Below are 25,537 nucleotides of genomic sequence, written 5' to 3'. Positions count from 1 at the left end.
TGGTTCCCGAATCGAATCGCTGGGTTTACATCCATTACTGAATTTTCAGGCTTTTTGAGTAAAAACCAGTAAAATACTTGAGCGATATTTGCCTTTCTTCCAAATACGTCGACATTGTAGTTGATGCCGGATAATCTGAGAAGATTTCATGTTATTTGCTCGTTGGGTTAAAGTAGTTTCTTCTGCTGAAGTTCCCTATTCTGTTTTTTAAAGGTGCTGTAAGCCTTATAATAAAGATGACTGCTATCGCCCTCTCTGGTAAAGCTTTCGAAAAATTTCATCGCTTTTAGAAGGGTTAGCTTATATCTGGGTAGTTCTGGTCCGGGGACTTTGAGCATGTCTGCAACTTCGTTACCCAGTAGATGCCGCATTAAACCAAGTATATCATTGCTACTCACTTTGCGTCTGTTTACTTTTAAAATGTGCTCTATAAGTGATTTTGTAAGTTCCTGCCCATGGATAGAACTCCGAAACTGGCGCTTTTTAATTGCCAGATCGAGTTGTATAGCCATCTTCCCGTTTTCGGGCAACAAGTCTTCGTTCAATCCACTCAAATAGCCCACCACCTTCCAGAGGTGCAGAAATGCTATCTGTTGTGGGTTGCTTATAAGGACACCCAGTTTACGCAGACCTCGAACTACGATTAAGGAAAAGGAAAGGTTTGTGCCTGCCATATCTTCCTGGTTAATTGGGATGCCGAGCTTTTCATCCCAGGTTCCACTTTGGAGCGTATAAAACCGGACAGCCGCATGGACCAGGCGTATACGCAGAATATCGCTAAAAGCACTCCCCCCTTTAAAGAACGCCTCAGGCGCCATCACATCCCAAACAAAAACCGCAGTATCATATAGGCGTTTTGTGGTTTGATTTCTTATCTTTTCTGATAGATACAAAACCATCGCTCCGTCGGCAGCGGTGTAACAATAGGGAAGCGATAATAAACCGAGTAAGGTCATAATATCCTGCGCGTGCTGAGCAAAAAAGGCCTGACCTGCGCTGATTAATTTTTTATCGGCCCATACCGGTAAATCTCCAGCGCCGGCGAGAAACCCAAAGCCTGGGAACATGGCATCTAAATCGGCTGCAGTTGCCTTTCCTTCGAGCCAATGCCTTAACTGGTGTTTTCTCTCCTGGTCGGCGAAGACATATTTTATGAATGCATCAGCCGCGGGGTCGCCAGTTTGCCGTTTTAAATTTAAAAAATCGTCGTTATAGATTCCCACTGCCATTATTTAATCAATTCAGACTTCTGTTTGTGCCGATAATTTCATCATCGTCTGCCAAGAGAAAAGAAACTGAGTCGATGAGATCAAAGCTTTCAATCCTCCGCAATTTTAGAAGCCTCTCGGGCCCTTGAACAATTCTGCAGGAGTTGCTTTTTCAATCGCCGCTCAGTTGAACCTTGAATAAGTATTTATTTTTCCAAAATTTACCTGATAGAATTTTAGTTAAATTAATACAAAATTATCTCAAAATAGTTTTACTGGTGGGAACAGATACTTTTGGAGCTGTCTTCTATAATTTTTAGTAGAGGAAAGTTTGGTTCGATATTACTCTTTGGAAAAGGAGATACATCGAAAACGTAAATATTGCTTTGCTTTTTGAAGTAATCCAATGCAGACAACAACGAGTTAAGATATCTGCCGTTTTTGATTAAATTGAATTTACAAAACCAGAGGACTAAAGAACCCACAACCTAAATATTCAAAATTTTTGTTACTGCGCTCGTAGGCGAGCGCTGAGATTTACGAACTGAGTTTTTCTAACACAATAAAACTCACCTTGAGTTTACTCAGATAGAATAGTAAGAAAATTAAAAATGATTTACTCAAGCCATTAGCAACAATAACGGAAAGTTTACCCTAATTCTATTACAACCACCAGCATTATTTACCCTAATTCTGTGACAAAAAAGCAATTAATTTACCCTAATTTTGTGACAAAATTTAGTTTGAAATTAAATTTCGTCAATGATTATGTAGGATGATCACTCAAAATGATAATTGCCTGAACCCTACTTTATTAACGTGCCATCATCAAAAAGAGGTCAAAGAGCGCAGTATTTAAATTACTTTTATTTTAGATATCTGCCACGATTTGACAACTTTTGAAACATACGGGTAAAGTAGTATCCAGCAATGAGGTGTGGAGTATTACCGAAATATGTTTGCCAGTGGTTGCGGCACAAAAGAAACGGAATAGATTTATTTACATTTTTTTGATCGCGCCTAGGTTTGGATTGGATATAAATATTGTTGAAGAAAAGGCGCAGTTTTGCTTTCCTTCACTTTGGTTAGCCCTTTTGCCGGTCCTGAATAGAGGATCTCACCCCCAAGATCACCCGCTTCAGGACCGATATCAATTATCCAGTCGCTTTGGGCAATAACCTGCATATCGTGTTCAACTACAATGACTGTATTTCCCACATCGACAAGACGGTTGAGCTGGATGAGCAACTTTTCAACATCACAGGGATGTAGGCCTGTGGTGGGTTCGTCTAAAATATATAAGGCGGAACCATTTTGACTTTTTTGGAGTTCAGTCGCCAGTTTCACCCGTTGCGCCTCACCACCGGATAAAGCGGTCGCGGACTGCCCGAGCTTGAGATAACCTAAACCAACTTCCCGCAGTAGCTCAAGCGAACGGTAGACAGCAGGATCCTGAGCAAAAAAAGTATAGCCTTCATCGACAGTCATCTCCAGTACCTGGGCAATATTTTTCTCCTGATAAATCACCTGTAGCGTCTCAGGATTGTATCTTGTGCCCCCACAGGTTGGGCATGGGGTGTAGACGCTGGGTAGAAAAAGGAGTTCGACCATGATGTAGCCTTCTCCCAGGCAGTGCGGGCAACGGCCTTTAGCGACATTGAATGAAAATCTTCCGGCATCATACTTTCTCTTTTTTGCAAGTGTTGTACTGGCAAAACGTTTTCTGACCAAGTCAAATAAACCGGTGTACGTTGCAAGATTGGATCTGGGGGTTCTTCCAATTGGTTTCTGATCGACCACGATTAGTCTGGAAATCCTTTCCAGTCCTGAAGTAATTTTTCCCTGAACAGGTGCGGTTTTTTCGTTTGGTTGCAGGTCTTCTGCGGGCTCAGAGTCTCCTTGAATCTGCTGGCCCAGGCCAGTGGCCACCAGGTCAACCAAAATCTGACTGACAAGGCTGCTCTTTCCCGATCCTGAAATGCCGGTGACGCAGGTCATTACCCCAAGCGGAAAGTCTATGTCAAGGTTTTTGATGTTATGGCGTGTCGCCCCACTTAGACTAAGCATGGACAGCGGTTCGCGCGGGTCAGCCAAGGGGCGTGGTGCTTTGTCAAAAAGAAAGTTACCTGTCATGGACTTGCTGACTTTCTTTAGCCCTTCAGGCGGACCGCTGTAGATAATCTCTCCGCCCTGCAAACCCGCGCCCGGTCCAACATCAATGATCCAGTCTGCATTTCTGATCACTTCAATTTCATGCTCGACGACGAAAATGCTATTGCCTGCCTTTTTCAGTTTGCAGAGTATCTTTAGCAATGCCTGCGTATCGGCCGGATGCAACCCCGCCGAGGGCTCATCGAGTACATATACAACCCCAAAGAGGTTAGAATGCACCTGGGTGGCGAGCCGGAGTCGCTGCAATTCCCCCGGGGATAGCGTTGGCGTACTGCGATCGAGGGTAAGGTACCCTAATCCAAGTTCAAGCATCACAGAAAGGCGTGAACTGATGTCTGCGGAAATACGTTGGGTGACAATTTGCTTTTCGTCCTTTGCTTCTTGGCTGGCATAATGACTAAAGATTTGTAAAAGGACAGAAAGCGGCAAACGGGAAAGTTCAGCGATATCTTTACCTTGGAACTTAACCGAAAGGGATTCTTTGTTGAGCCGCTTACCCTCACAAACCGGACAGGCGGCACTGATCATATACTGCCTGACCCTTTTTCTCATCAGCTCGGACTGGCTGGAAGAAAAGGTTTTAAGGATGTACGGCTTGGCACCTATAAAGGTGCCCATATAATCCGGCGTTCTTTTATCGCGGACTGCCTTGGCGGTTTCTTTTGGTGTGAAGCCGGGATATACCGGGACTGTGGGCGTTTCATGGGTAAAGAGTATCCAGTCACGATCTTTTTTAGCTAACTCCTTCCATGGCACATCTACATTGTAACCCATTGATACCAGGATATCCCGCTGATTCTGACCCTGCCATGCTTTGGGCCAGGAAGCAATTGCACCTTCACGGATGGTAAGGTTGTCATCAGGAACCATAGTTTGCTCGTTTATCTCAAAGACACTTCCAAGTCCGTGACACTCCGGGCATGCCCCTTGCGGGGTGTTGGGTGAGAACCCTTCCGCATAGATGATGGATTGACCTTTTGGATAGTCTCCTGCCCGGGAATAAAGCATGCGCAAAAGATTGGATAAGGTAGTGACGCTTCCTACAGAGGAGCGCGTGCTGGATCCGCCGCGCTGTTGTTGAAGCGCTACCGCGGGTGGCAGACCTTCAATAGAATCTACCTCAGGCACACTCATCTGGTTAAAAAGCCGGCGGGCATAAGGAGAAACCGATTCGAGGTAACGTCTTTGGGCTTCAGCATATAGCGTTCCAAACGCCAGTGAGGATTTCCCTGATCCGGATACGCCAGTAAAAACCACCAGTTTATCCCGGGGGATTTCCAGACTGACATTTTTTAGGTTGTGCTCTCTTGCGCCGCGGACCAGGATCATCTCTTTACTGCTTTTTTCTCTCATTTGGCTTCACTTTGATCTAACTATGGTAATTCAGTTTTTTATCGTACTGTCTTTGCGCAACGATGCAGCTCCCCATCATCAAGATTAGCTAAGAGCAAGCGTAGAATTTTAAAGCGCATGCGCACGAAGAATTAAACTACGGCAAAGCTGAAAAGTTTGGTTTGGGAAAATCAATTCGCAGTGAAAACCAAATGGACTCAAGGCACGCCGTCCAGCTATAGTCAAATTTTATAAGAGCAGAAAATCCAGGCGATATTTCCATTAAAGCTGTTTTGGGCCGAAGTTGTGATAAGTATGAAGAAAGATGGCTACAATTCCAACATGCTTTTTTCTTACTGCTAAAAAATATTCAAGGTTTTTCTTTCAAGATTACCCAATTAACATATGCAGGCTATGGCTAAATCCTATTGTAGCGCTTCCTGTTTGCCGTATAACAGCATGCTGCTTGCCTTCTTGCAAGAAGATTTTAAATAAGCTAATAACAAACATCCATGAGTACTAATAAAATTGTTCCTTCCCCCTATAATAAAGGTTAGCTAAACACCCCGCCTGCTTTATCTGATAATTATTTTGCGAACCCAATTTGAGCCGCACAAGCAAATTAATTGAGCTTTCCAGACAATTTTGTTTTCCTTGCAGGCTGGATATTTGTGTTATGAAAAACATCAATCAAATTCAGTTAGGCCTAAATGGTCCTTTTGTATCCAGTCTTGGGCTGGGTTGTATGCGCATGTCCTCCATATGGGGAGGAGTTACTCCAGATGAATCAGAGAGTATGGCTACAATTAACCAAGCTTTGGATCTTGGCATCAACTTTTTAAACACCGGTGATTTTTATGGCGCCGGCCACAACGAAATGCTCATCGGAAAAGCGATAAAAGGGAGACGGAACGATGCTTTTATTAGTGTCAAGTTTGGGGCGATTTTCCACAACGGTCAATGGTTGGGCCTTGATCTTAAGCCAAATTCAATCAAAAACTTTGTAAATTACTCGCTTACCCGCCTTGGTATTGATACCATGGACCTCTATCAGCCTAGCCGGATGGATGATAGCGTACCGGTGGAAGATATTATCGGCACCGTGGCTGAGCTGGTGAAGGAGGGTAAGGTCCGTTACATCGGCGTATCAGAAATTACCGCTGAGCAGCTGCGTAAGGCCAATGATGTTCATCCGATAAGTGCACTTGAAATCGGGTATTCTCTCGCGGATAGGCAAATCGAAAATGAATTGCTGCCAGCAGCCAGAGATTTGGGCGTTGCTGTAGTTGCTTTCGCAAACACAGCGGAAGGTTTACTGAGCGGAGAACTAAGCGCACCGCTTAGTGATCAGGATTACCGTCAGCATTTCTCCAGATTTCAGGAAGCAAACCTGCTGCATAATCTCCAAAAAGTCGAAGTGCTGAAAGATTTGGCATCCGCAAAAGGATTCACACCTACACAGCTTGCGATCGCCTGGGTAAAACAGCAGAGCAAACAAATCATGCCTTTGGTAAGCATGAGCAAAAGATCGCGCCTGGCTGAAAATCTTGCAGCAATGGAAATTGAATTCAGCGAGCAAGAAATGAATACTTTAAATACTACTTTTGCAACAGGCGCCATCAAAGGAGGCACCTATTTAGCGCGATAAATGGAAAGTCCAGCAGAAATTCTTCCGGGTGTAATCTTTTACTCTTATCTCTCTACCCAGCGGAGACAGAAAGCATGTTTTTGGAACCACCATACCTTGATACTCCAGGTTTCCGGTGAATTCACACTGGAAACCTCTGAACAAAGTATTTCGATGGGGGCAGGAGAAATGCTACTGATTGGCAAAAACCAGTTGGGTACCCTCACCAAGACGCCCGGCGAGAAGGGAAGCTATGAGACCATTGTAATCTCACTCCAGGAAGACTTAATGCGTAAAATCGCGTTGGACGAGAAAATTACTCCTGTCGGCAAATATATCGGAAGGCCAAACCTACTGATTCCTGCTAACGAATTTTTGCAGGGCTATTTTCAATCCATCGTTCCCTATGCAAGAAGTTCAGGAGCCAGTATGACTGATGAGATGGGTATATTAAAAGTAAAAGAAGGCATCAAATTATTACTCCTGGCGCTTCCTTCATTGCGAAATTTTCTGTTTGATTACGCCGAACCTTATAAAATTGATCTGGAAAAGTTCATGCTGAATAACTTTCATTTTAATGTGCCTATAGAAAAATTCGCTCAGCTAACTGGCCGGAGCCTGGCGGGATTCAAGCGGGATTTTCAAAAAGCTTTTGATCTTCCACCACGTCAATGGCTGCTATCCAAACGCTTAGATGCAGCAAAATTTTTAATTGAAAATAAACATCAAAGACCCTCAGCTATCTATTTGGAGTTGGGCTTTGAAAGCCTTTCGCATTTCTCTCATTCCTTCAAAAAGAAGTTTGGATTAATTCCAAGCCACTTAAATAAGCGTATCGTCCCATCATCGTAGACGATTGAAGCGAAGAGTCAATCGTTTCCTTAATAGCTTTTGATTGTTATAGAATTTAATTTTCTAGTGGATCCCTAATAGCGACACACTCCTTCAGGTTTAACAAAGACATCGTTCAAAAAAAACCTCATCCAGAGATAAGAGATTTTTAAACTTGGATAGATAGCATAAACGCTGTTTTAATATTGGTCACAATCTCTGGCGTTAAAAATTCAAAGAGCCATCTAAGGGCTTATACATTCTTAAGGTGGTAAGTGATCCGCTTTTCGGTATAAAGACAGGAATGCTATCAAAGTACTTACTATTGGTATGCGGTTTGCTACCATTCTCAAATCACTCGGACCAGTCTTAAGAGAATAAATAATGAAAGCAGTTCAAATCACTGGCCAGGAAGGTCAACAGGTATTACAGTTGATAGATTATCCTGACCCATCTCCATCCGATCACCAGGTCAAGATAGCCGTTAAAGCCGCCGGGGTGAATAGAGCAGACCTAGCGCAGCGAAAAGGGAAATATCCGCCTCCAGCGGGAGTGCCGGAAGATGTTCCGGGACTTGAGGTATCAGGCATCGTGATGGAATGCGGAAGGCAGGTCACCAGTTGGAAAAAAGGAGATCAGGTATGTGCACTCCTCGCTGGCGGGGGATACGCCGAGCAGGTAGTGGTAGAGGAAGGCCAATGTCTTCCAATCCCAAAACGGCTATCCTTTGCCGAGGCGGCCAGCTTGCCTGAGGCTATATTTACCGTCTGGTCAAATGTTTTTCAAAGGGGAGCATTAAAAAAGGGCGAACACATTTTAATTCACGGTGGTAGTAGTGGGATTGGCATTACCGCTATTCAGCTGGCAAAAGCATTTGGCGCAAAGGTGTTTGTAACGGTTGGTTCTGCAGAAAAAGCAAAATCATGTATCGAGCTGGGCGCCGATGTTGCGGTCAACTATAAAACCGAAAATTTTGAAGACTTGCTCTCCCATCAAGGTGTAGATGTCGTGCTGGATATGATTGGCGGGAGTTATTTACAACGCAATATCTCCATCATGCGTCCCGAGGGCCGCATTGTTTATATAAATGCGATGGAGGGCAATGTTGCTGAAATAAACATCGCCCAGGTTATGCAAAAGCGGTTAACCATAACAGGCAGTACGCTCAGAGCTAGAGAGTATGCTTTCAAAAAACAGCTTGCTTCAGAAATTCGGGATCAGGTGTGGCCATTGCTGGAAAGTGGTAGCTTTAAGCCCCAGGTTTATAAAACTTTCTCATTCGGACAGGCTATGCTGGCGCATGAGTTAATGGAATCCAGTGAACATATCGGGAAAATTGTTTTAGTGCGTTAGTGTGTCAGGATGCATTAAACAATAATGTCCAATTTTTATTATCAGAAATTCAAAACAGCCTTGTTGATAAAAGCTGTTTTGAATTACAAATAAGAAGCTTGGCAAAGGACTCATTAATATGCCAGCCTTGCAGTACTTTCGAATTAGTATTCAATTACGATTTTACCGATGGTTTTACCACTTTCCAATAATGCATGTGCCTGTTTTAGGTTTTCGGTGCTGAAACCGGTGAGGTGCTCGTTGATTGTGGAATTGATTGTTCCATTTTCGAACAACGCTGCAGCCTCAGTTAAGATGTGGTGCTGACGGGTAATATCTTGTGTTTGAAACATGGACCTGGTAAACATCAGCTCCCAGTGAAAACTTACGCTTTTGCCTTTTAATTGCCTCAGGTTCACGTTTTCTACTGGATCACTAATCGAGCCGATATGACCTTGCGGTTTGATTAGTGTAACCATGGCATCCCAGTACTGGTTGACATCCACAAAATCAACAATGAAGTCAACCTGATTAAATCCCGCCTGTTGCACCTCCTGCAAGAGGTTTTGATGGTCTACTACAAAATCTGCACCTTGCCGCCTGCACCATTCTACGCTTTCCGGCCGGGATGCGGTAGCGAGCACCGTTAATCCGGCAACCTTTTTTGCAATTTGAATCGCGATAGATCCCACTCCACCTGCGCCGCCGATAATGAGCAGTGATTTTCCTTTATCGCTCTCATTAATCCGGATGCGGTCAAACAAAATCTCCCATGCGGTGAGTAGCGTCAAAGGCATAGCAGCAGCTTGTGCGGGAGTAAGGTTCTCGGGTTTCCTCCCAACGATGCGTTCATCTACCAACTGATATTCCGCATTGCTGCCACTTCTATTAAGATCTCCGGCATAATAAACCACATCTCCTTTTTGAAATAAACTTACCTCCGGGCCTGTCTCTTCAACCTCACCCACAGCATCCCAGCCAATTACCTTTGGCTGCTCCAGCACCTTGTCTTTCGCGCTATTTTGGCGAACTTTATAATCCACCGGGTTTACGCTGATTGCGGTAATTCTTACCAAAAGATCTCTCCCCTTCGCCTTTGGCTTCTCAGTCTGGAAAGTGATAAAGCTTTCTTCTTCAATAATTGGTAAAGAATTTTTAAATCCTATTGCTTTCATTCAATATATTTTTGTTTTTATACTAATGATGTTTGTAAAGTAGCCCTTCCCTTAAATTTTTAAGTTCAGAAATATCCTACTAAGTTAACGCTCCTAAGAAAGAATTTTCATAACAAGACCGTCATTTTAAACTAGAAGTTAGCCATCTGGCAGGGTTTTGGGCTTGTAGATTTCAAATTATTAGCCCTTTCCATTAGTTCCGAAAAGATAATGGAAACATTGACATTTCACAGATGAGCAGAAAGCACGACGAGTAGCCCAACTCTGCGATAAAATCAATTCATCAACGACTGGGAAAAAACAGCAAAGGCACCACCTGAGCAATGCCTTTACGAATTAACACACGTCAATCCTTAATCCAGCAACTCAATCATTGTCCTCGCCGTAGGTCCAGCCGATAGCGGGTTTTGCCCGGTTACCAGCAAACCATCTACTTCCACCTGGGAAAGAAAAGGTACCAGTGCGGTTTTCACCTCCGCACCAAGCTTTCCCAGTGTCTCTTCCAGCAGATAGGGCACATTGCCTGCTCTGCCCACGAGCTTTTCTTCCATATCGCTAAAGGCTGCGATACGTTTGCCTTTTAGAAATCCCGGCCGTTGGCCTTCCACACTGATCAGCGCCGCAGGTCCATGGCACACCAGTGCAACGGGTTTACCCGCATCGAGAAAATCCAGAATCAATAATCCACTGTCATTATTTCTGGCCAGGTCCCATATCGGCCCATGGCCGCCCGGATAAAACACCCCATCGAAATCTGTTGCCGAAAGTTGGTTTAGCGGCACGGTATGCGAAAAGGCTTGCTTGGCGAGCTCATCATCCAAAAAACGCCGGTTCGATCCTGTAATATGCTCAGTTAGCTCGCTCATCGGATCAACCGGCGGGCGACCACCCTTTGGACTGGTCAGGGAAACTGAATAGCCAGCATCAATAAATTCATAATAGGGGTCAGTGAACTCACCCAGCCATACGCCCGTCTTGCTATCTGTATTTTCCATCTCACTGTGAGAGGAAAGCACCATAAGTATCTTTTTCATTTTCCTTTATTTAATATCCTCAAGACTGATTTCATTACCTAACTCATTGAGCTGCTGATGGGCTTTCAAGTGGCTTTAACGAAATGAGCACTGAGCATTAGCAGCCTCTTTCTTATGTTCTTTAAGCTCCTTCAGATCTTTGTATTTTAGTTCTGTCATCGTCCTATTTTAAACTTAACAACAAACCAGCTCCCCAATAGTTCGTGAGAAAATAATCCGTGGCCCAGAGCGTAACGTCGATTGGTCTAAAGCAGGATCCAATCCAGATTTTACCTTGCTCCTTTTCGATTGATTGTTGAAAATATTCTATGAAATTACAGCGTTGGGCAGTTTGCCCACTTACATTGCAGTTGATTAAGGTTTACTTAAAAAAAAGTGATCTTCAAGCCTGGTCTAGTATCGCTCGCCAATCGACAGTAGAACCGGAATGTCAGCACGACAATAAACCTACGCCGAGGAAACAGCCTTCGTTTAAACCGAATGTGTAGATGGCAAATGGCGTATTATTAAACTTATACACACATGAAAGGTTTATCTTTAAAACCACCAAGTCGCCTTTCCGGGTCCGTGTTGGGAAAAGGCGTTTCAATAGAAGGAATTACGACAATTGCTAACAAAGTCTCTCCGCATAATCGAGCTAATAAATAGTTTTGGTAAAATACTATTGACGACATTCAAATTCCCTATTAACATCTTATTCGATTATCAAAATAATACCAGCCATTATATCTTAACAATAGGAGTTTATACATGCTATAGATGTCTTATCTCCTTACCCATAAGGATAGGCTATGCTTTTAAAATACAAACATTGGATAAAATAGTATTAACATTTCATTCTTTTCAAGGCTACTTTTGATACATAAAAAAGAAGCGAATCTAATATTCGTCATACACTAACCAAACATCATATGAGACATACTCCAGTTTTGATTGAGGATTTTTACCACCTCGAATTTCCAATATCAACCCCTATTATTGCGTTAAGCAAACAAGCGATAAACGATTAAAATGAAGCTACACCTACTCGATATTTTAATCTTAGTCTTTTATCTAATTATGATGGTCTTCATTGGTTGGTATTACCGCAATAAAGCCCGTTTAAATAAAGAAAGCTACCTGATGGGCGGCAAAAAATTGCCATGGTATATGCTAGGCTTAAGTGATGCTTCAGACATGTTCGATATCAGCGGAACAATGTGGATGGTATCGCTTTGCTTCGTTTATGGACTCAAAAGCATCTGGATTCCGTGGCTATGGCCTGTTTTCAATCAGGTTTTCAACATGATGTTTCTTGCAAAATGGCTTAGGCGATCAAATGCCGATACTGGTGCAGAGTGGTTAGCCACGCGTTTTGGTTTAAAGGGCCGGGGTGTAAAGGCTTCCCATAACGTGACCGTCGTTTTCGCCCTAATCGGTTGCCTGGGATTTTTAGCATACGGTTTCATTGGTCTTGGTAAATTCGTAGAAATTTTCATTCCCTGGAACATCGTGGAGCCCTATGTACCCTTTAACGTCAGCGCACAATACGTCCCCCATTTTTACGGTATCCTGTTCACCTTATTTGCAACCTTTTATTCCATACTCGGGGGAATGCATAGTATTGTATTGGGAGATGTTATCAAATACATCATCATGACCATAGGCTGTGCTGCAATTGGTTATATAGCCTTCACTCACCTGCAAAGCCAGTCCATCCAGACCCCAAGAGATTGGGCCAACCCATTTTTTGGATGGAAACTCGATTTGGATTGGTCGAATATAGTTGCTGATGCCAATAAAAAGATTGCCGATGATGGTTATGGTTTATTTGGCTTATTTTTTATGATGATGCTATTTAAGGGCGTCTTTGCAAGTCTGGCAGGCCCCGCGCCAAATTACGACATGCAAAAAGTACTCTCCACCAGCTCCCCGAAAGATGCCTCGAAAATGACAGGTTTTGTTTCTATAATACTTTTACCTGTCCGATACACTATGGTCATCGGGCTTACAGTGCTAGCGCTTTTATATTATAAAGAACTGGATTTAAGTTCTCCGACAGGAACTGATTTTGAGCGCATACTACCAGCAGCCATCAATTCATTTTTGCCTGTAGGAATATTGGGTATCGTACTTACAGGTCTTATGGGTGCCTTCATGGGGACTTTTTCAGGCACCTTAAATGCCGCTCAAGCTTACATCGTAAACGACATTTATCTCAAATACATAAAGCCTGAAGCTTCTACAAAGCAAATCATGACCATGAACTATGTAACCGGCCTGGTCGTTGTTGTGGTGGGGGTGTTTCTGGGTTTTTTTGCTAGAGATGTCAACAGCATTTTGCAATGGATAGTTTCAGGTCTTTATGGCGGCTATATTGCCGCGAATATGCTCAAATGGTATTGGTGGAGATTCAACGCCAATGGCTTTTTCTGGGGCATGCTTACAGGTATCGCTGGTGCTCTGGTCTTCTCGCATTTCTTTAGTGGTATTGAATTCCTTTATTATTTTCCGGTACTATTCATCATTTCCATAATTGGCGCTCTGGTGGGAACTTATAGCGCTCCTCCAACGGATGAGCAGGTTCTAAAAAGCTTTTATCGCACCGTTAGACCCTGGGGGTTCTGGAAGCCTGTTCATGAATTGGTGGTAGCAGAAAGCCATGATTTTAAAGCAAATAAGCGCTTCAAGATCGATATGTTCAATGTAGCACTCGGGATTCTGGCTCAACTCTGCCTGACGGTCCTACCAATGTATTTTATCCTTTGGATGAAAACGCCATTAATCATCACCATTGTACTTATCGCCATAATTGGGCTGATATTAAAACGCACCTGGTGGAATAAATTAGAAAATTAGATTTTTAGACTTTAACATAAATGAATTTCAACAGCAGACTGAAAAAAATAATAGCGCAATATGAATCGCTCATCGGTCAAAAAAACGAAGCAATAGATTATACTAATGGTATTTTTCAGCGTTACGTAAATCCCGTCCTTACCGCCGGCCACGCGCCCTACAAATGGAAGTATGATTTGGATGAGAATAGTAACCCATGTTTAATGGAACGAATTGGCATAAACGCGGTATTTAACTCCGCGGCGATCAAATTTGAAGGTAAATACATGCTGATGGCGAGAGTGGAAGGTAGTGACAGGAAATCTTTTTTTGCTATTGCCCAAAGTGATAACGGCATCGATAACTTCCGGTTTTGGGATAAGCCAGCTATCATACCACACTTTGAAGGCGAAACGAATCTTTATGATATGCGGCTTGTTCAGCACGAAGATGGATGGATTTACGGTGTGTTTTGTACCGAAAGCCGTGATGATTCGGCTCCTGATGCGGATCAATCTTCTGCAATTGCGCAATGCGGCATCGTACGTACCAAGGACCTTGTTCATTGGGATAGATTAGCGGATTTCAAAACCCATTCCGCTCAGCAGCGAAATGTTGTTTTGCATCCAGAATTTGTGGGTGGTAAATATGCATTCTACACCCGTCCGCAGGACAGCTTCATTGAGGCCGGTAAAGGTGGAGGCATTGCATTTGGACTTGCAGATGATATAGAGCATGCTATTGTAGATGTGGAAACTGTCATTGATAAACGAATATACCATACGATTTGCGAGGCGAAAAATGGCCTGGGTCCAGCTCCAATAAAGACCGAAAAGGGATGGTTGCAGATGGCGCACGGCGTGCGAAATACTGCCGCCGGTCTTCGTTATGTTTTGTACTTATTTCTGAGCGATGCAAATGATCTAACAAAAGTCACTCACAAACCTGCAGGTTATTTTCTGGCCCCGGAGGGCGAGGAGCGTGTGGGCGATGTATCAAACGTTGTCTTTTGCAACGGCTGGATAGCGGACCAGGACGGACAGGTATTTATTTACTATGCTTCCTCTGATACCAGAATGCATGTGGCTACCTCCAGCATTGATAAGTTGTTGGATTACACGATGAACACTCCACAGGACGGATTCACCAGCGCTGCCTCAGTACAGGAAATCTGTAAACTGGTTGAAAAGAATGAACAATTGGAACTAATGGAGAAGCGCTAAAAAATTTTATTATTTGTTCCAAGTTCGCAGTTAATGCATTAGGAAAGGTTAAAATACTATCAGTTTCGATTAATGAAAGAATGTTTTAGTGGTAGTGATAAAAGTGTAGTTTTAATTGGTTTAGCAGTTGGAGGGCCCATAGTCATATGGGCCTTTTTTTTAGCCTTTTTTAGCCGTGTACAACTCCAAAAAAACAACTGATAAAAAGCCATATTTAAGTAAATAAAAGATTGCCATTGACTTTGGGCACATCGGCATCGAATCGAAAATTCAAGTTGCCATATTTATTCAATGAAGTATCGCGCATAAATTTTCCCTAAGGAGGTTCAAGATGTTAGAGCAATAACGTTCAGAATCTTTCGGTTCTAAAGATAATCTATACGAATTATACCACATTTTGTTAAAATACCATTAATTAAGGGGCAATTACTTAACTAATATTGCTTATACAATTTGCACCCTGCAAATCAACTAACCAAAATAATCTTTATGAAAAGTTTTTTACACACAACAGCGGTGTGCCTAACCTTTTTACTGGCCTTTACTTACCAGCTCTTGGCCCAGCAAAGAAATGTGAAAGGCGTAATCAGCGACGATAGCGGCCAACCCTTGCCTGGTGTTTCGGTGATGATAAAAGGTACCCAGCAAGGCACCTCCACTAATGGCGAAGGGCAATATTCCTTGAATGTATCTTCATCATCTGCTATCCTGATTTTTAGGGCGGTTGGTTACGCAACCCGTGAACTCGAAGCGAGCAGTTCTACAATCAATCTTTCGTTAAAATCCACTACCGGGGAATTAGATGAAGTTGTAGTAAAAGGGTTTGGAACCCAACAGAAAAAAATTACAGTAACGGGTTCGGTCTCTACTATTGGTGGTAAAGAACTCGTCTCTACCTCGGTATCCAATATATCCAATATGCTTATCGGTAACGCTCCGGGCGTGTCAGGTTTACAGCAAAGCGGAGAGCCTGGTCGCAATAATGCAGCCATTACCATCCGCGGGGTATCCACCTATGCAGGGTCAACAGATCCACTTATCGTTATTGACGGGGTTCCGGAACCGCCTGAGCAAACCTACTCAAGGTTGAACTCTATGGATGCCAATGAAATTGAAAGTATTAATATTCTCAAAGATGCATCTTCGACTGCAGTTTATGGCGTGAGGGGTGCCAACGGTGTTATTATCGTAACCACAAAAAGAGGTAAACTTGGCAAGCCGGTTTTAAGCGCATCGACGAATTTTGGTTTCACAACAGCAGCCAATTTGCCAAAAAACGTAAGTTCTTATGACTTTGCTCTAATGCGTAATGAGGCCATTCGCACGGAGCAGAGCACCTATGGCGTCTCTGCTTTCAATGATTATCTTTTCGATAGCAACGATCTGTGGAAGTTCGCGAACAACCGGGACTACACCCCGACTGAAGTAGCTAACTATCCAGGCCTCACTAGCACTCAAAGGGATGCATTGAATGCCAGTCCTGCACTATATTATTCAAGCCGAGATCTCTTTAAAGACCAGTTTGGTGGCAAAGGTCCACAGCAACAATTTAACTTAAACATTGCCGGCGGTACTGAGAAAGTAAAATATTATACCTCATTGGGCTATTTTTCGCAAGGGTCCATCCTTCAGAATACAGATTATTACGGAGCCAATACCAGATCAACCTATGACCGTTATAACTTCTTGTCCAACTTTGACATAAACGCGGTGAAAAACCTGGCCATCTCGGTTAATCTATCCGGACAGTTCGGCACCATCGTTGGACCTGGTATCGATGGGGGAACTTCGCTCAATGACCGCTACAAGATCATTATGCAATACCTTTATGACACCAACGCAATGATGGCGCCAGGTATCATAGATAATAAACTCATCAACAGTATTGCCGGTAATCCGGGTACGGCGTCTAACCCTCTCGGCCGTAAAATCGGAAGTTTACTGGGTAATCAGAACTCTATTAGGAACTTACTTGCCAGCGGAACAGAAACGACATATGATTCGAGATTAACCGGACGAATCGGGGCGAAATACACCATGGACTATTTAACTAAAGGTCTATCCCTTAGAGCTAATGTGAATTATGAAAACAATTACTCAAAAGCAACAACTTACCGCGTAACCCTTCCAGAGTTTTCTGTGCGCCGGAATCCAATTGATCCCAATATCCTTGATTTTTTTGGTGGAGAGCGTACATCCTCAGGTACGTTTAATCCTAACCCCAATCACAACAGCGTGAACCGGACTTTTTACGTGGATGCAGGAATTGACTATGCTCGCAGCTTTGGTAACCACAGCATTACAGCCCTTGTTCTTGCTAATGCACAAAAGTATTATCTGCCTATAGATAATTTTAATACCCCATCAGGAAATATGGGGCTTGTGGGCAATGTCGCCTATAACTACAAAGAGCGTTATCTGGCTGAAATCAGTGTCGGATATAACGGCACCGAACAGTTCGCTGAAGATAAAAGGTTTGGCCTTTTTCCTGCATATTCAGTTGGATGGGTTGCTTCAAACGAATCGTTTTTTCCTAAAAATGACTGGATAACTTTCTTAAAATTCCGAGGGTCATACGGAATGAGCGGGTATGATAAAATTGGTGGTGACCGCTATGTATATCTTCCTAGCACTTTTGTGATTAATCAGCCAGGTTATTATTTTGGCAATGGTGACGGATCAACCGCAAATACCTTAACAACCGGAACGAATGAAAGTAAACTTGGTAACCCGGCGGTAACCTGGGAAGAAGAAACCAAAAGAAACTTAGGCCTGGAGGCAAAATTTTTCAAAAATAGACTTTCGTTAATCGTTGAAGGCTTCAAAAATGACAGGACCAATATTTTCACCCAGCCTGGTACCATCCCGGCAAGTTATGGGGTAGCAGTAGCGAATGTGCCAAGAGCCAACTTGGGCATCATGAATAACAAAGGATATGAAGTAAGCTTAGGCTGGTCAGAAACCAGGGGACAGGTTGGTTATAACATCAACGCTTACCTGAGCTATGCGAAAAATAAAATCGTTTACAATGCAGAGGCGCTCAACCCATATCCTTGGATGAATACCTCAGGATATAGTTTTGGTCAGTATAAAGGCTTTGTATCTGATGGTTTTTACAATACCCAGGCAGAACTTAACAACCGGCCTGTTTTAACTTATAATGGCAACCAGGCTGCCCTTGGAGATATCCGCTATAAAGACATCAATGGTGATGGTTTGATAGACGCATCAGATCGGGTGCCAATAGGATACACCAACCGAGCATTGTATGATTTTAGTTTAAAGACAGGCATCAACTATAAGAGCTTTGATTTAAACGTGCTTTTCATCGGCAAAAGCAAAGGTTCATTTAATATCAATAACGGGATGAATCATCCATTTGTGAAAAATGCAGGAAACGCATTCCAATGGCAGTTTGACGGGAGATGGACCCCTGAGAAGGTAGCCAATGGAGACAAGATAACTTTTCCCAGAGCCACCATCGCCGGTTCAGCCAGTGAGGCAAACAATTACCAAAATTCTGATTTCTGGCTAGTTTCGACAGCTTTTAAAAAGTTAAAAAATATAGAACTCGGTTATACTTTCAATAATTACGGATTTATGAAAAAAGCCCGCATAAGTTCTCTTAGGATTTATGCAAATGGCAATAACCTTTTCACATGGGACAATGATTTTGATGAAATCGACCCTGAACAAACCGATAGCGGGACTTCCTACCTTTTTCCGCTAACCAGGGCTTTCGTTTTCGGCGCCAATATTCGTTTTTAAACCTGATTATCAAAAAATATGAAAAAGATAATTTACTTCGTCTCCGCAATAATAGGCGCAACTGGCCTTTATTCTTGCCAGAAAGAATTTTTAGAAAAACCTGAAACTACAGGGAATACGACTATAGAGACGGTTTTTGCATCCTCCGTTGAGGCGACCAAAGCGCTCGCCAATGCGTACAGGACTTCTCTTTGCCAGGGTCTTTTTGATAATGGCGGAACCAATATCGGAAACGGCACACTTTCCGGTATTTCCGGGGAGGCAATGCCTGGAGAAAGCTGGGCAGATATTTATGCTGCTTATAGTTTAGCGGGACTTACCTCAGAACGCAGTACCGACAATTTTGCAAATAACTTTGTAGCCATCAGACGTAACTACATCATTTCAGAAAACATTGATAAGGTGCCTGATATGGATGGGACCACAAAAGGTTACGTAAAGGCTGAAATGGCTGGCTTAAACGCCTACCGTTATATGGGCATGTTCATCCGTTATGGCGGTGTGCCGGTTGTGAATAAAACCTTTATTTCTTCAGATGATTTAGCTATTCCCCGAGCTACTCTGCAGGCAACGCTTGATAACATTATCCAGTTAAGCGATGCAGCTTACGCCGGGCTTCCAGACAGCTGGCCGGATAAATCTGTAGGCAGGTTGACTAAAGGAGCTGCACTGGCGATAAAAGCCAGAGCATTGCAGTATGCTGCCAGACCCCTATTTAATTCAGCAGCACCATACTTGAGTTTAGGGGCAAATAACAATATGATATGCTTTGGAAACGTAAGCCAGCAAAGATGGACTGACGCAGTTACAGCCAATGAAGCGGTAATTGCGTGGGGAAAAAGCCATGCTACCGACATCATCAATAGCGGAGGCGGGGCAAATATCCCGAACCCCAACGCACTTGATGACTACGGAACTGCAACCTCAACACCAAATAATAAAGAAGTATTACTGGCCTATAAACTGGATAATAATGCCAATAACGTTAAAATGTTCAAGTTTTATATTCCTGTCCGAGGATCTTCAGGAAGAGGGGGTAGCGACATTAACAACGAAAGATATCTAACCGATAATGCAGGGATGATCACCAATTTCCTTCGCATTTATTATAAAGCGGACGGTACTGACCAGGACTGGCCAAAGGTAGGAGATGCCGCAAGACCATATGCTGACTACAATACGCGCATGCAGCAGATGGAGCCGAGATTTAAGGCAGATAATTATGCACATGGAATTGATGCCTGGAATAACCCTGGAAATTCAGTCTGGTCATATGATAACATCAATTCAGGCGTGAATATCTCTGGATCTGGAAAAGGCGACGCACAAAGCACCAAATTTTATTACAAAGCAGGTACCCGCTCGTGGTTTGAGTGGCCACTGTTCCGGATGTCTGAATTCTACCTGAATTTAGCTGAAGCCTATAATGAACTGGGCAATACGACCAAAGCGCTCCAAAACCTAAATATTGTACACAATAGAGCAGGTCTTCCAAGTATTACAGAAAGCAACCCGTCAGCGCTTCGTCTTTTGATACAGCGGGAATGGAGCATAGAGTTTTATAAGGAAAACCGCAGGTATTTCGATGTTAAACATTGGAAACGCTCTGATATTGCCAGTGGCGTGATCGGCGGGCAGTATGAAGAATTCAGGTTTACTTTTGCCCCTGGCAAAAGCAATCCAGCCATCACTTCAGATATATTATCCTACACCAATAACAATACTTTGAGCCCCTATTGGAACGCAAAGATGTATTTAGAACCCATTCCACTTTCGGAGATTAATAAACGCATACTGGTTCAAAACCCAGGTTATTAAACGCTGAAAACAAACTAACCATACAGGAAATATGACTAACCAATATATAAAAAGCACGGTTCTTTCTGCCTGCCTGCTCCTGAGCACAGCGATGAATATTGCCGCACAAAACAAAAGCCTAACCGATAGCGCGGCCAGGGATACCGCACGCATGGAGCCGGGGAGACTGCTTAATATCAAAAAAATTAACTCAGCCGCTGCCGTTACATCTGTGAGCGGTGAGGCTTTGTATCAAACGCCGACCATGAATTTAACCAATACACTATACGGCAGGCTGAATGGCTTAAGTGTCAACCTTGGCTCAGGTGAGCCAGGTTATGATAATGCCGCGCTTGGAATCAGAGGCGTGGGATCGCTATCCTCGACCTCCGCTGGTGGCTATAATACCTATAAGGTATTTGTTGACGGCTTTGAAACCAATCTCAATTACCTGGCTTACCTCTCCGCTGCAGAAATTGAAAGTATCTCTGTTTTAAAAGATGCAGCAGCGCTCGCCACATTCGGGATGCGCGGGGCCAACGGGGTGATTTATGTAATCACAAAAAGAGGAAAAGTCGGTAAGCCGACCATTTCTTTCCAGGCAAGGACCGGCATTCAGAAAGCTATCAACATCAATAAGCCACTTGATGCTTTCGGATATGCTAGCCTGTATAACCAGGCCATTAGCAACGACAAAGGCAGGGTATGGTCGCCTCTTTATTCACCTACGCAGTTGCAAGCCTATCAAAACGGCATGGGAACCAATGTTGACTGGTTTGCTGAGGTGTTAAAAAACCATGCGCCATATACTGATGGTGATTTGAGTTTTACTGGCGGGGATGATAATGCCAGGTATAACATCGTGATGGATTACGCCAGGCAACAAGCCTTATATAATGTCAAGCAAACCGATGCCACTTCCAATTCAATAGTCAAACGTTATAACCTGAGATCAAACCTGGACTTTAAAATGTTTGACATATTTGAAGCGAAGGTAGATCTTGGCGCTAGAATTGAAGACCGCAAAGCGCCAAACTATAGCGGAGCCAGCCTGTGGCAAAATCTCTCGCGTTATCCCTCAAATATTTATCAGGTAAGGGATGCCGCGACCGGAAATTACTCTGGCACCTCACTTTTCCCCGATAACCCCGTAGCATCCATTAATTCGCTTGGCTGGTTTTCTTCTCACAGACGCATCCTTCAGGGAAATTTCACACTGAAAGAGCGTTTGGATGAACTCACACCAGGCTTATATTTAAGCCAGGCCTATTCCTTCAATAGCTATTCGCAGAGTAATTACTCCAAAACGGCAGATTATGTCAGGTTTTTTAATGGTCAGCCTGGTGGTCCAACAAATGTGCTCACTCCGCTTCGCGCAACGGGCATGATTCCCGGAGGGCAGGAAGACTGGAAACAGCTCATGGGCACAATCGGTTATGAAAGAAGTTTTGGGAAACACCAAATTTTATCTGCACTAAATTACCACCAGTCTGATTTTAAAACCGATGGGGGCGTTGACGCTTATATTTATCGTTACCAGAATATCAGTGGACGGGCCAATTATACCTATGATAACCGCTATGTTGCTGAACTTGGTTTTTCTTATTTCGGAGCAGATGGTTATGCGCCAGGAAACCGGTGGGGATTTTATCCCGCGATTTCTGCCAGCTGGATAGTTTCAAACGAGGAATTCTTAAAAGACAGCAAAGCCATCAGTCTGTTGAAGCTACGCGCATCTGCCGGAAAGACCGGTAGCATGGATTCAGAAACCCAGAATAGTGGGCGCTTCCTATATCAGCAGTATTACAATAACAGTGGCACATTTTACACTGGAAACTCCAGCATCACGGGTAACTCGGGCTTAAATCAGAACGTTTTAGCCAATCCCGATATCTTTGCCGAGCAAAGCATTAAATACAACTTTGGGGCAGAAGTGAATTTCTTTAGAAAACTCAGCCTGTCTGCAGATGTATTTTTAGACAAGCGTAGTGGTATCCTGACCCGGGACAATACCATTACCGGAATTTATGGCACGATAAATAGCTTTGCCAATCTCGGTAAAGTAACCAATAAAGGCTTTGAATTTTCTGCCAATTTCTCAGATAAAAAAGGAGATTTTGGATATGGAATATGGGGACAGGTGGCTTATAATAAAAACAGAATCGACTATTTTGCTGAAATACCTCAGCCGTATGAATACAACCAGCAAACTGGGCGCTCAATAGCCCAGAATTACGGTCTTGTTTCAAAGGGGTTTTATCAACTCGAGGATTTTAATGCCAATGGTACATTAAAAGGCGGTCCTGTGCCTGCCTTTGGCCTTGTTCAGCCTGGAGACTTAAAATACCAGGACCTTAACGGTGATAATATTATTGATGAAAAGGACATAACCTCAGTTGGAAAATCCCTGTTTCCGGAAATGACCTATTCGTTTGGTGCAAACTTTAGCTATAAAGGTTTTGACTTAAGTGCGCTCTTCCAGGGTATTGGCGGTTCATCAGTGAATATTTTGAGCGCAGCCCCTAATCAGATACAAGCGTTCGTAGGTAATGGAAATGTATTTCCAGTGGCACAAAATGCATGGGCTTATTACCCAGACCAGGGCATTGATACCAGAGCTAGCGCGAACTATCCACGCTTAACAACGGCCGCGAACAATAACAATTACCGCGCTAGTGACTTTTGGGTGAAAAGCAGGGATTTTCTTCGCTTGCGTAACGTAGAATTCGGTTATACTTTTAGTCCTGCTTTGGTCAAAAAGCTTTCACTTTCTAAGCTTCGCTTTTATGTAAATGCGGTCAATCCATTAACCTGGAGCAGGCTGGAAAAAGACTACGGATTAGATCCAGAAACGTTAAGCGCTTATCCAGGCATTAAATCATTCAATACCGGGCTGTCGGTTACTTTTTAAATTAAAAACTACGAAATGATGAAAATCAGAGCACCATATTTGACCCTCTTTTTCGCCGGCCTGATGCTAAGCAGTGCCTGTAAAAAAGATTTTTTGGATACCAGGATGGATACACTTCCAACACCGGAAACCATTCAGACCACAAGAAGCTCGCTCACCGGCTTTGCGAATGCATTCTATGCACCTATTAGTTTTGCTGTAGGATTTACAACTTTAGACAATAGCTTTTTTGAAGCTGCCACCGATGATGCACAGCAAACCCTCACCTTCGCCCAGGGGGTGATTCCTTTTAATCAGGCGACCTTGAGTGAGGCCAACCCTTCGACAGAAGCTAACAAGTATTATGCCTGCTATGAAGGTATCCGTGCGGCAAATTTCTTTTTGGATTATTCTAAAAACTGGAAAGCAATGATCAGCCAGAATCGCGATACCCTGACGGATGTGACAAATTATAACCGCGATAAACTTTTCATCAGTGCTTACCGTGGTGAGGCGCATGTTGCAAGGGCCTATTATTATTCTGAACTTATTAAACGCTATGGCGGAGTACCTATTGTGACCAAAACGCTGCAGCAGTCTGGTGGCGAGCTGGCAGTGGGAAAGTCCAGCTATGATCAGGTGGTTGATTATATTGTTTCCGAAATCGATACCTATAAAGATTCCTTAGTCGTGAGCTGGAAAACTAATGGTTTTTCAGACCAGGATGGACGTTTCTCGAAAGGTTCAGCGCTGGCGATAAAAGCACGTGTACTTTTATACGCGGCAAGTCCTTTGCATAACCCATCAAATGATCCGGCCAAATGGGCGAGGGCAGCGGCTGCTGCCAGGGAAATTATCAGCACTCCTGCACTTGGTTACGCGCTTCATACCGGCGGTTACGGAAATTATTTTCAGGGTAATAATTCACTGAGCAGCGCGGAAACTATTCTCGCTATTCGCAGGCCTGCATCCAATGATTTAGAGCGTGCTAATTATCCCATCACCACTAGTGGTGGCGCGAGTGGTGTGACCCCATCCCACAATCTTGTGGCCGAGTATGAACTCAAAGGCAGCGCCGATCCTGCCAACATATATGCAAACCGCGATCCAAGACTTTCAGAAACGGTGGTATTAAATGGCACCGCCTGGAACGGTCGTACGATTGACGAGTCCGTGGGTGCAAGTGATGATCTGGCCAAAACCAATACCTCACGCACAGGTTATTACTTGAAAAAATTCCTGGCGCCAAATCTGGATTTAGTGAACAATGCCACAGCGCAACATCAGTGGGTAGCCATTCGTTATGCTGAAGTGTTGCTTAACTACGCCGAGGCGATGAATGAGGCCTACGGTCCGGATGGCACAGCACCTGATGCGCCGGCGGCGATGACCTCCAGAACAGCACTGAATATGGTGCGCTCAAGGGTAGGGGTGGCTATGCCAGCAGTTTCGATAGGCGGCAAAGATGCTTTCCGCGCAGCGGTTAAGCATGAACGCAGAATTGAACTGGCCTTTGAGGACCACCGCTACTGGGATCTGCTACGATGGAACGATGCCGGCACATTATTGAATCAGCCAATTAAAGGTGTTAACGTCAGTAAAAATGCCAATGGCAGCTTTAATTATAACATTGTCGATGTCGCTACCCGTACCTTCAGGGCTCCGGGGATGTACTACTTGCCCTTTCCGAGAGCCGAAGTTGTGCGCTCAAACGGCTCAATTACCCAAAACCCAGGCTATTAATTTTCAAAGCAATGAAAAAAATATTTTATACTTCCGCGATTTTGCTAGCGCTGTGCGCAGTGTCGCTTTTGCTCTCCTGCGAAAAAAACGATCAGGACTTAGATTATGGTGATCCTAAAATTTATATTCCCCAGGGCTTAAGCTCGAGCCTGAATTACCTGGTACCAAAGGGTCTGGATTCCGCTTCACGGAATTACACTTTGGATACAAAGAATAACCAGCTGAAGGTGATACTGGGTGTAGCCAGAAGTGGAAAGACCGCTAACGAAGGTTATTCAGTAAATATCATCACCAGGCCAGATACCATCAACACTTTGATCGCATCAAACCTGCTGACCAATACAGTACTCCTCCCGCAAGGACTTTATACGCTTCCTGGAAGCGTTTCCGTGCCTGAAGGACAGAGTGCGGCTACCTTTTCGCTGACTATCGATGCCGCCCAGCTTAAATCGGGCTATACGGGAAAAAAAGTAGCGCTTGCGGTAGCGATTTCCGCTCCAAGTAAATTTTCCTTAAGTGCGGTGAATAATAAGGTTATCGTAATTATCGACGTAAATGCGTTGAAACTTTGATCCATGCCTGGCTTAA

The 25,537-nt window shown here is 43.6% G+C and carries 14 protein-coding genes; 10 read left to right on the top strand and 4 right to left on the bottom strand.

Annotated elements, in window-relative coordinates:
• Positions 1-167: 167 nt before the first annotated feature.
• Together AC0IWT_RS10050 and uvrA are read right to left on the bottom strand one after the other, a co-directional pair.
• A complete protein-coding gene (locus AC0IWT_RS10050) occupies positions 168-1,229 on the bottom strand; it encodes an oxygenase MpaB family protein (RefSeq protein WP_471797082.1) in 1,062 nt (353 codons plus the stop codon).
• A gap of 999 nt (positions 1,230-2,228) precedes the next feature.
• Positions 2,229-4,733 carry an excinuclease ABC subunit UvrA gene (uvrA, locus tag AC0IWT_RS10045; protein ID WP_471797081.1) on the bottom strand — a complete coding sequence of 835 codons (2,505 nt, stop codon included), beginning with the start codon at positions 4,731-4,733 and terminating at the stop codon, positions 2,229-2,231.
• Between the two features lie 655 nt (positions 4,734-5,388).
• Here uvrA and AC0IWT_RS10040 point away from each other — a divergent pair.
• The 3 genes from AC0IWT_RS10040 (at position 5,389) to AC0IWT_RS10030 (ending at position 8,523) form a co-directional block, all read left to right on the top strand.
• Positions 5,389-6,360, top strand: coding sequence for an aldo/keto reductase (locus AC0IWT_RS10040; protein WP_471797080.1), 972 nt, complete (start codon positions 5,389-5,391; stop codon positions 6,358-6,360).
• On the top strand, positions 6,361-7,191 hold the full coding sequence (locus tag AC0IWT_RS10035; RefSeq protein ID WP_471797079.1) for a helix-turn-helix domain-containing protein: 831 nt from the start codon (positions 6,361-6,363) through the stop codon (positions 7,189-7,191).
• Between the two features lie 363 nt (positions 7,192-7,554).
• Entirely contained in the window at positions 7,555-8,523 is a 969-nt protein-coding gene (locus tag AC0IWT_RS10030; protein WP_471797078.1) for an NAD(P)H-quinone oxidoreductase, read from the top strand.
• 143 nt (positions 8,524-8,666) lie between these two features.
• On the opposite strand, the gene AC0IWT_RS10025 is transcribed toward AC0IWT_RS10030, so the two are convergent.
• Positions 8,667-9,677 (bottom strand): zinc-binding alcohol dehydrogenase family protein, encoded by a 1,011-nt coding sequence (locus tag AC0IWT_RS10025; RefSeq protein ID WP_471797077.1) that lies wholly within the window; start codon positions 9,675-9,677, stop codon positions 8,667-8,669.
• 353 nt (positions 9,678-10,030) lie between these two features.
• Complete coding sequence (locus AC0IWT_RS10020; RefSeq protein ID WP_471797076.1) at positions 10,031-10,711, bottom strand: type 1 glutamine amidotransferase domain-containing protein; 681 nt, start codon at positions 10,709-10,711, stop codon at positions 10,031-10,033.
• Positions 10,712-11,722: 1,011 nt separating this feature from the next.
• On the opposite strand from AC0IWT_RS10020, the gene AC0IWT_RS10015 reads away from it, so the two are divergent.
• The 7 genes from AC0IWT_RS10015 to AC0IWT_RS09985 all read left to right on the top strand — a co-directional run bounded on the left by AC0IWT_RS10015 (position 11,723) and on the right by AC0IWT_RS09985 (position 25,521).
• Positions 11,723-13,549, top strand: coding sequence for a sodium:solute symporter family protein (locus AC0IWT_RS10015; RefSeq protein WP_471797075.1), 1,827 nt, complete (start codon positions 11,723-11,725; stop codon positions 13,547-13,549).
• 20 nt (positions 13,550-13,569) lie between these two features.
• Positions 13,570-14,751 carry a glycoside hydrolase family 130 protein gene (locus tag AC0IWT_RS10010; protein WP_471797074.1) on the top strand — a complete coding sequence of 394 codons (1,182 nt, stop codon included), beginning with the start codon at positions 13,570-13,572 and terminating at the stop codon, positions 14,749-14,751.
• Between the two features lie 489 nt (positions 14,752-15,240).
• The gene (locus AC0IWT_RS10005) at positions 15,241-18,519 is read left to right on the top strand and encodes a SusC/RagA family TonB-linked outer membrane protein (protein WP_471797073.1); all 3,279 of its coding nucleotides are present in this window, start codon (positions 15,241-15,243) and stop codon (positions 18,517-18,519) included.
• A gap of 18 nt (positions 18,520-18,537) precedes the next feature.
• The gene (locus AC0IWT_RS10000; RefSeq protein ID WP_471797072.1) at positions 18,538-20,337 is read left to right on the top strand and encodes a RagB/SusD family nutrient uptake outer membrane protein; all 1,800 of its coding nucleotides are present in this window, start codon (positions 18,538-18,540) and stop codon (positions 20,335-20,337) included.
• A 31-nt stretch (positions 20,338-20,368) separates the two neighbouring features.
• A complete protein-coding gene (locus AC0IWT_RS09995; protein ID WP_471797071.1) occupies positions 20,369-23,227 on the top strand; it encodes a SusC/RagA family TonB-linked outer membrane protein in 2,859 nt (952 codons plus the stop codon).
• A gap of 15 nt (positions 23,228-23,242) precedes the next feature.
• Entirely contained in the window at positions 23,243-24,949 is a 1,707-nt protein-coding gene (locus tag AC0IWT_RS09990; RefSeq protein ID WP_471797070.1) for a RagB/SusD family nutrient uptake outer membrane protein, read from the top strand.
• 11 nt (positions 24,950-24,960) lie between these two features.
• On the top strand, positions 24,961-25,521 hold the full coding sequence (locus AC0IWT_RS09985; protein WP_471797069.1) for a DUF1735 domain-containing protein: 561 nt from the start codon (positions 24,961-24,963) through the stop codon (positions 25,519-25,521).
• Positions 25,522-25,537: the final 16 nt, after the last annotated feature.

The organism is Pedobacter sp. AC464 (assembly GCF_979253075.1).
This window is presented reverse-complemented; position numbering and strand designations above follow the sequence as displayed.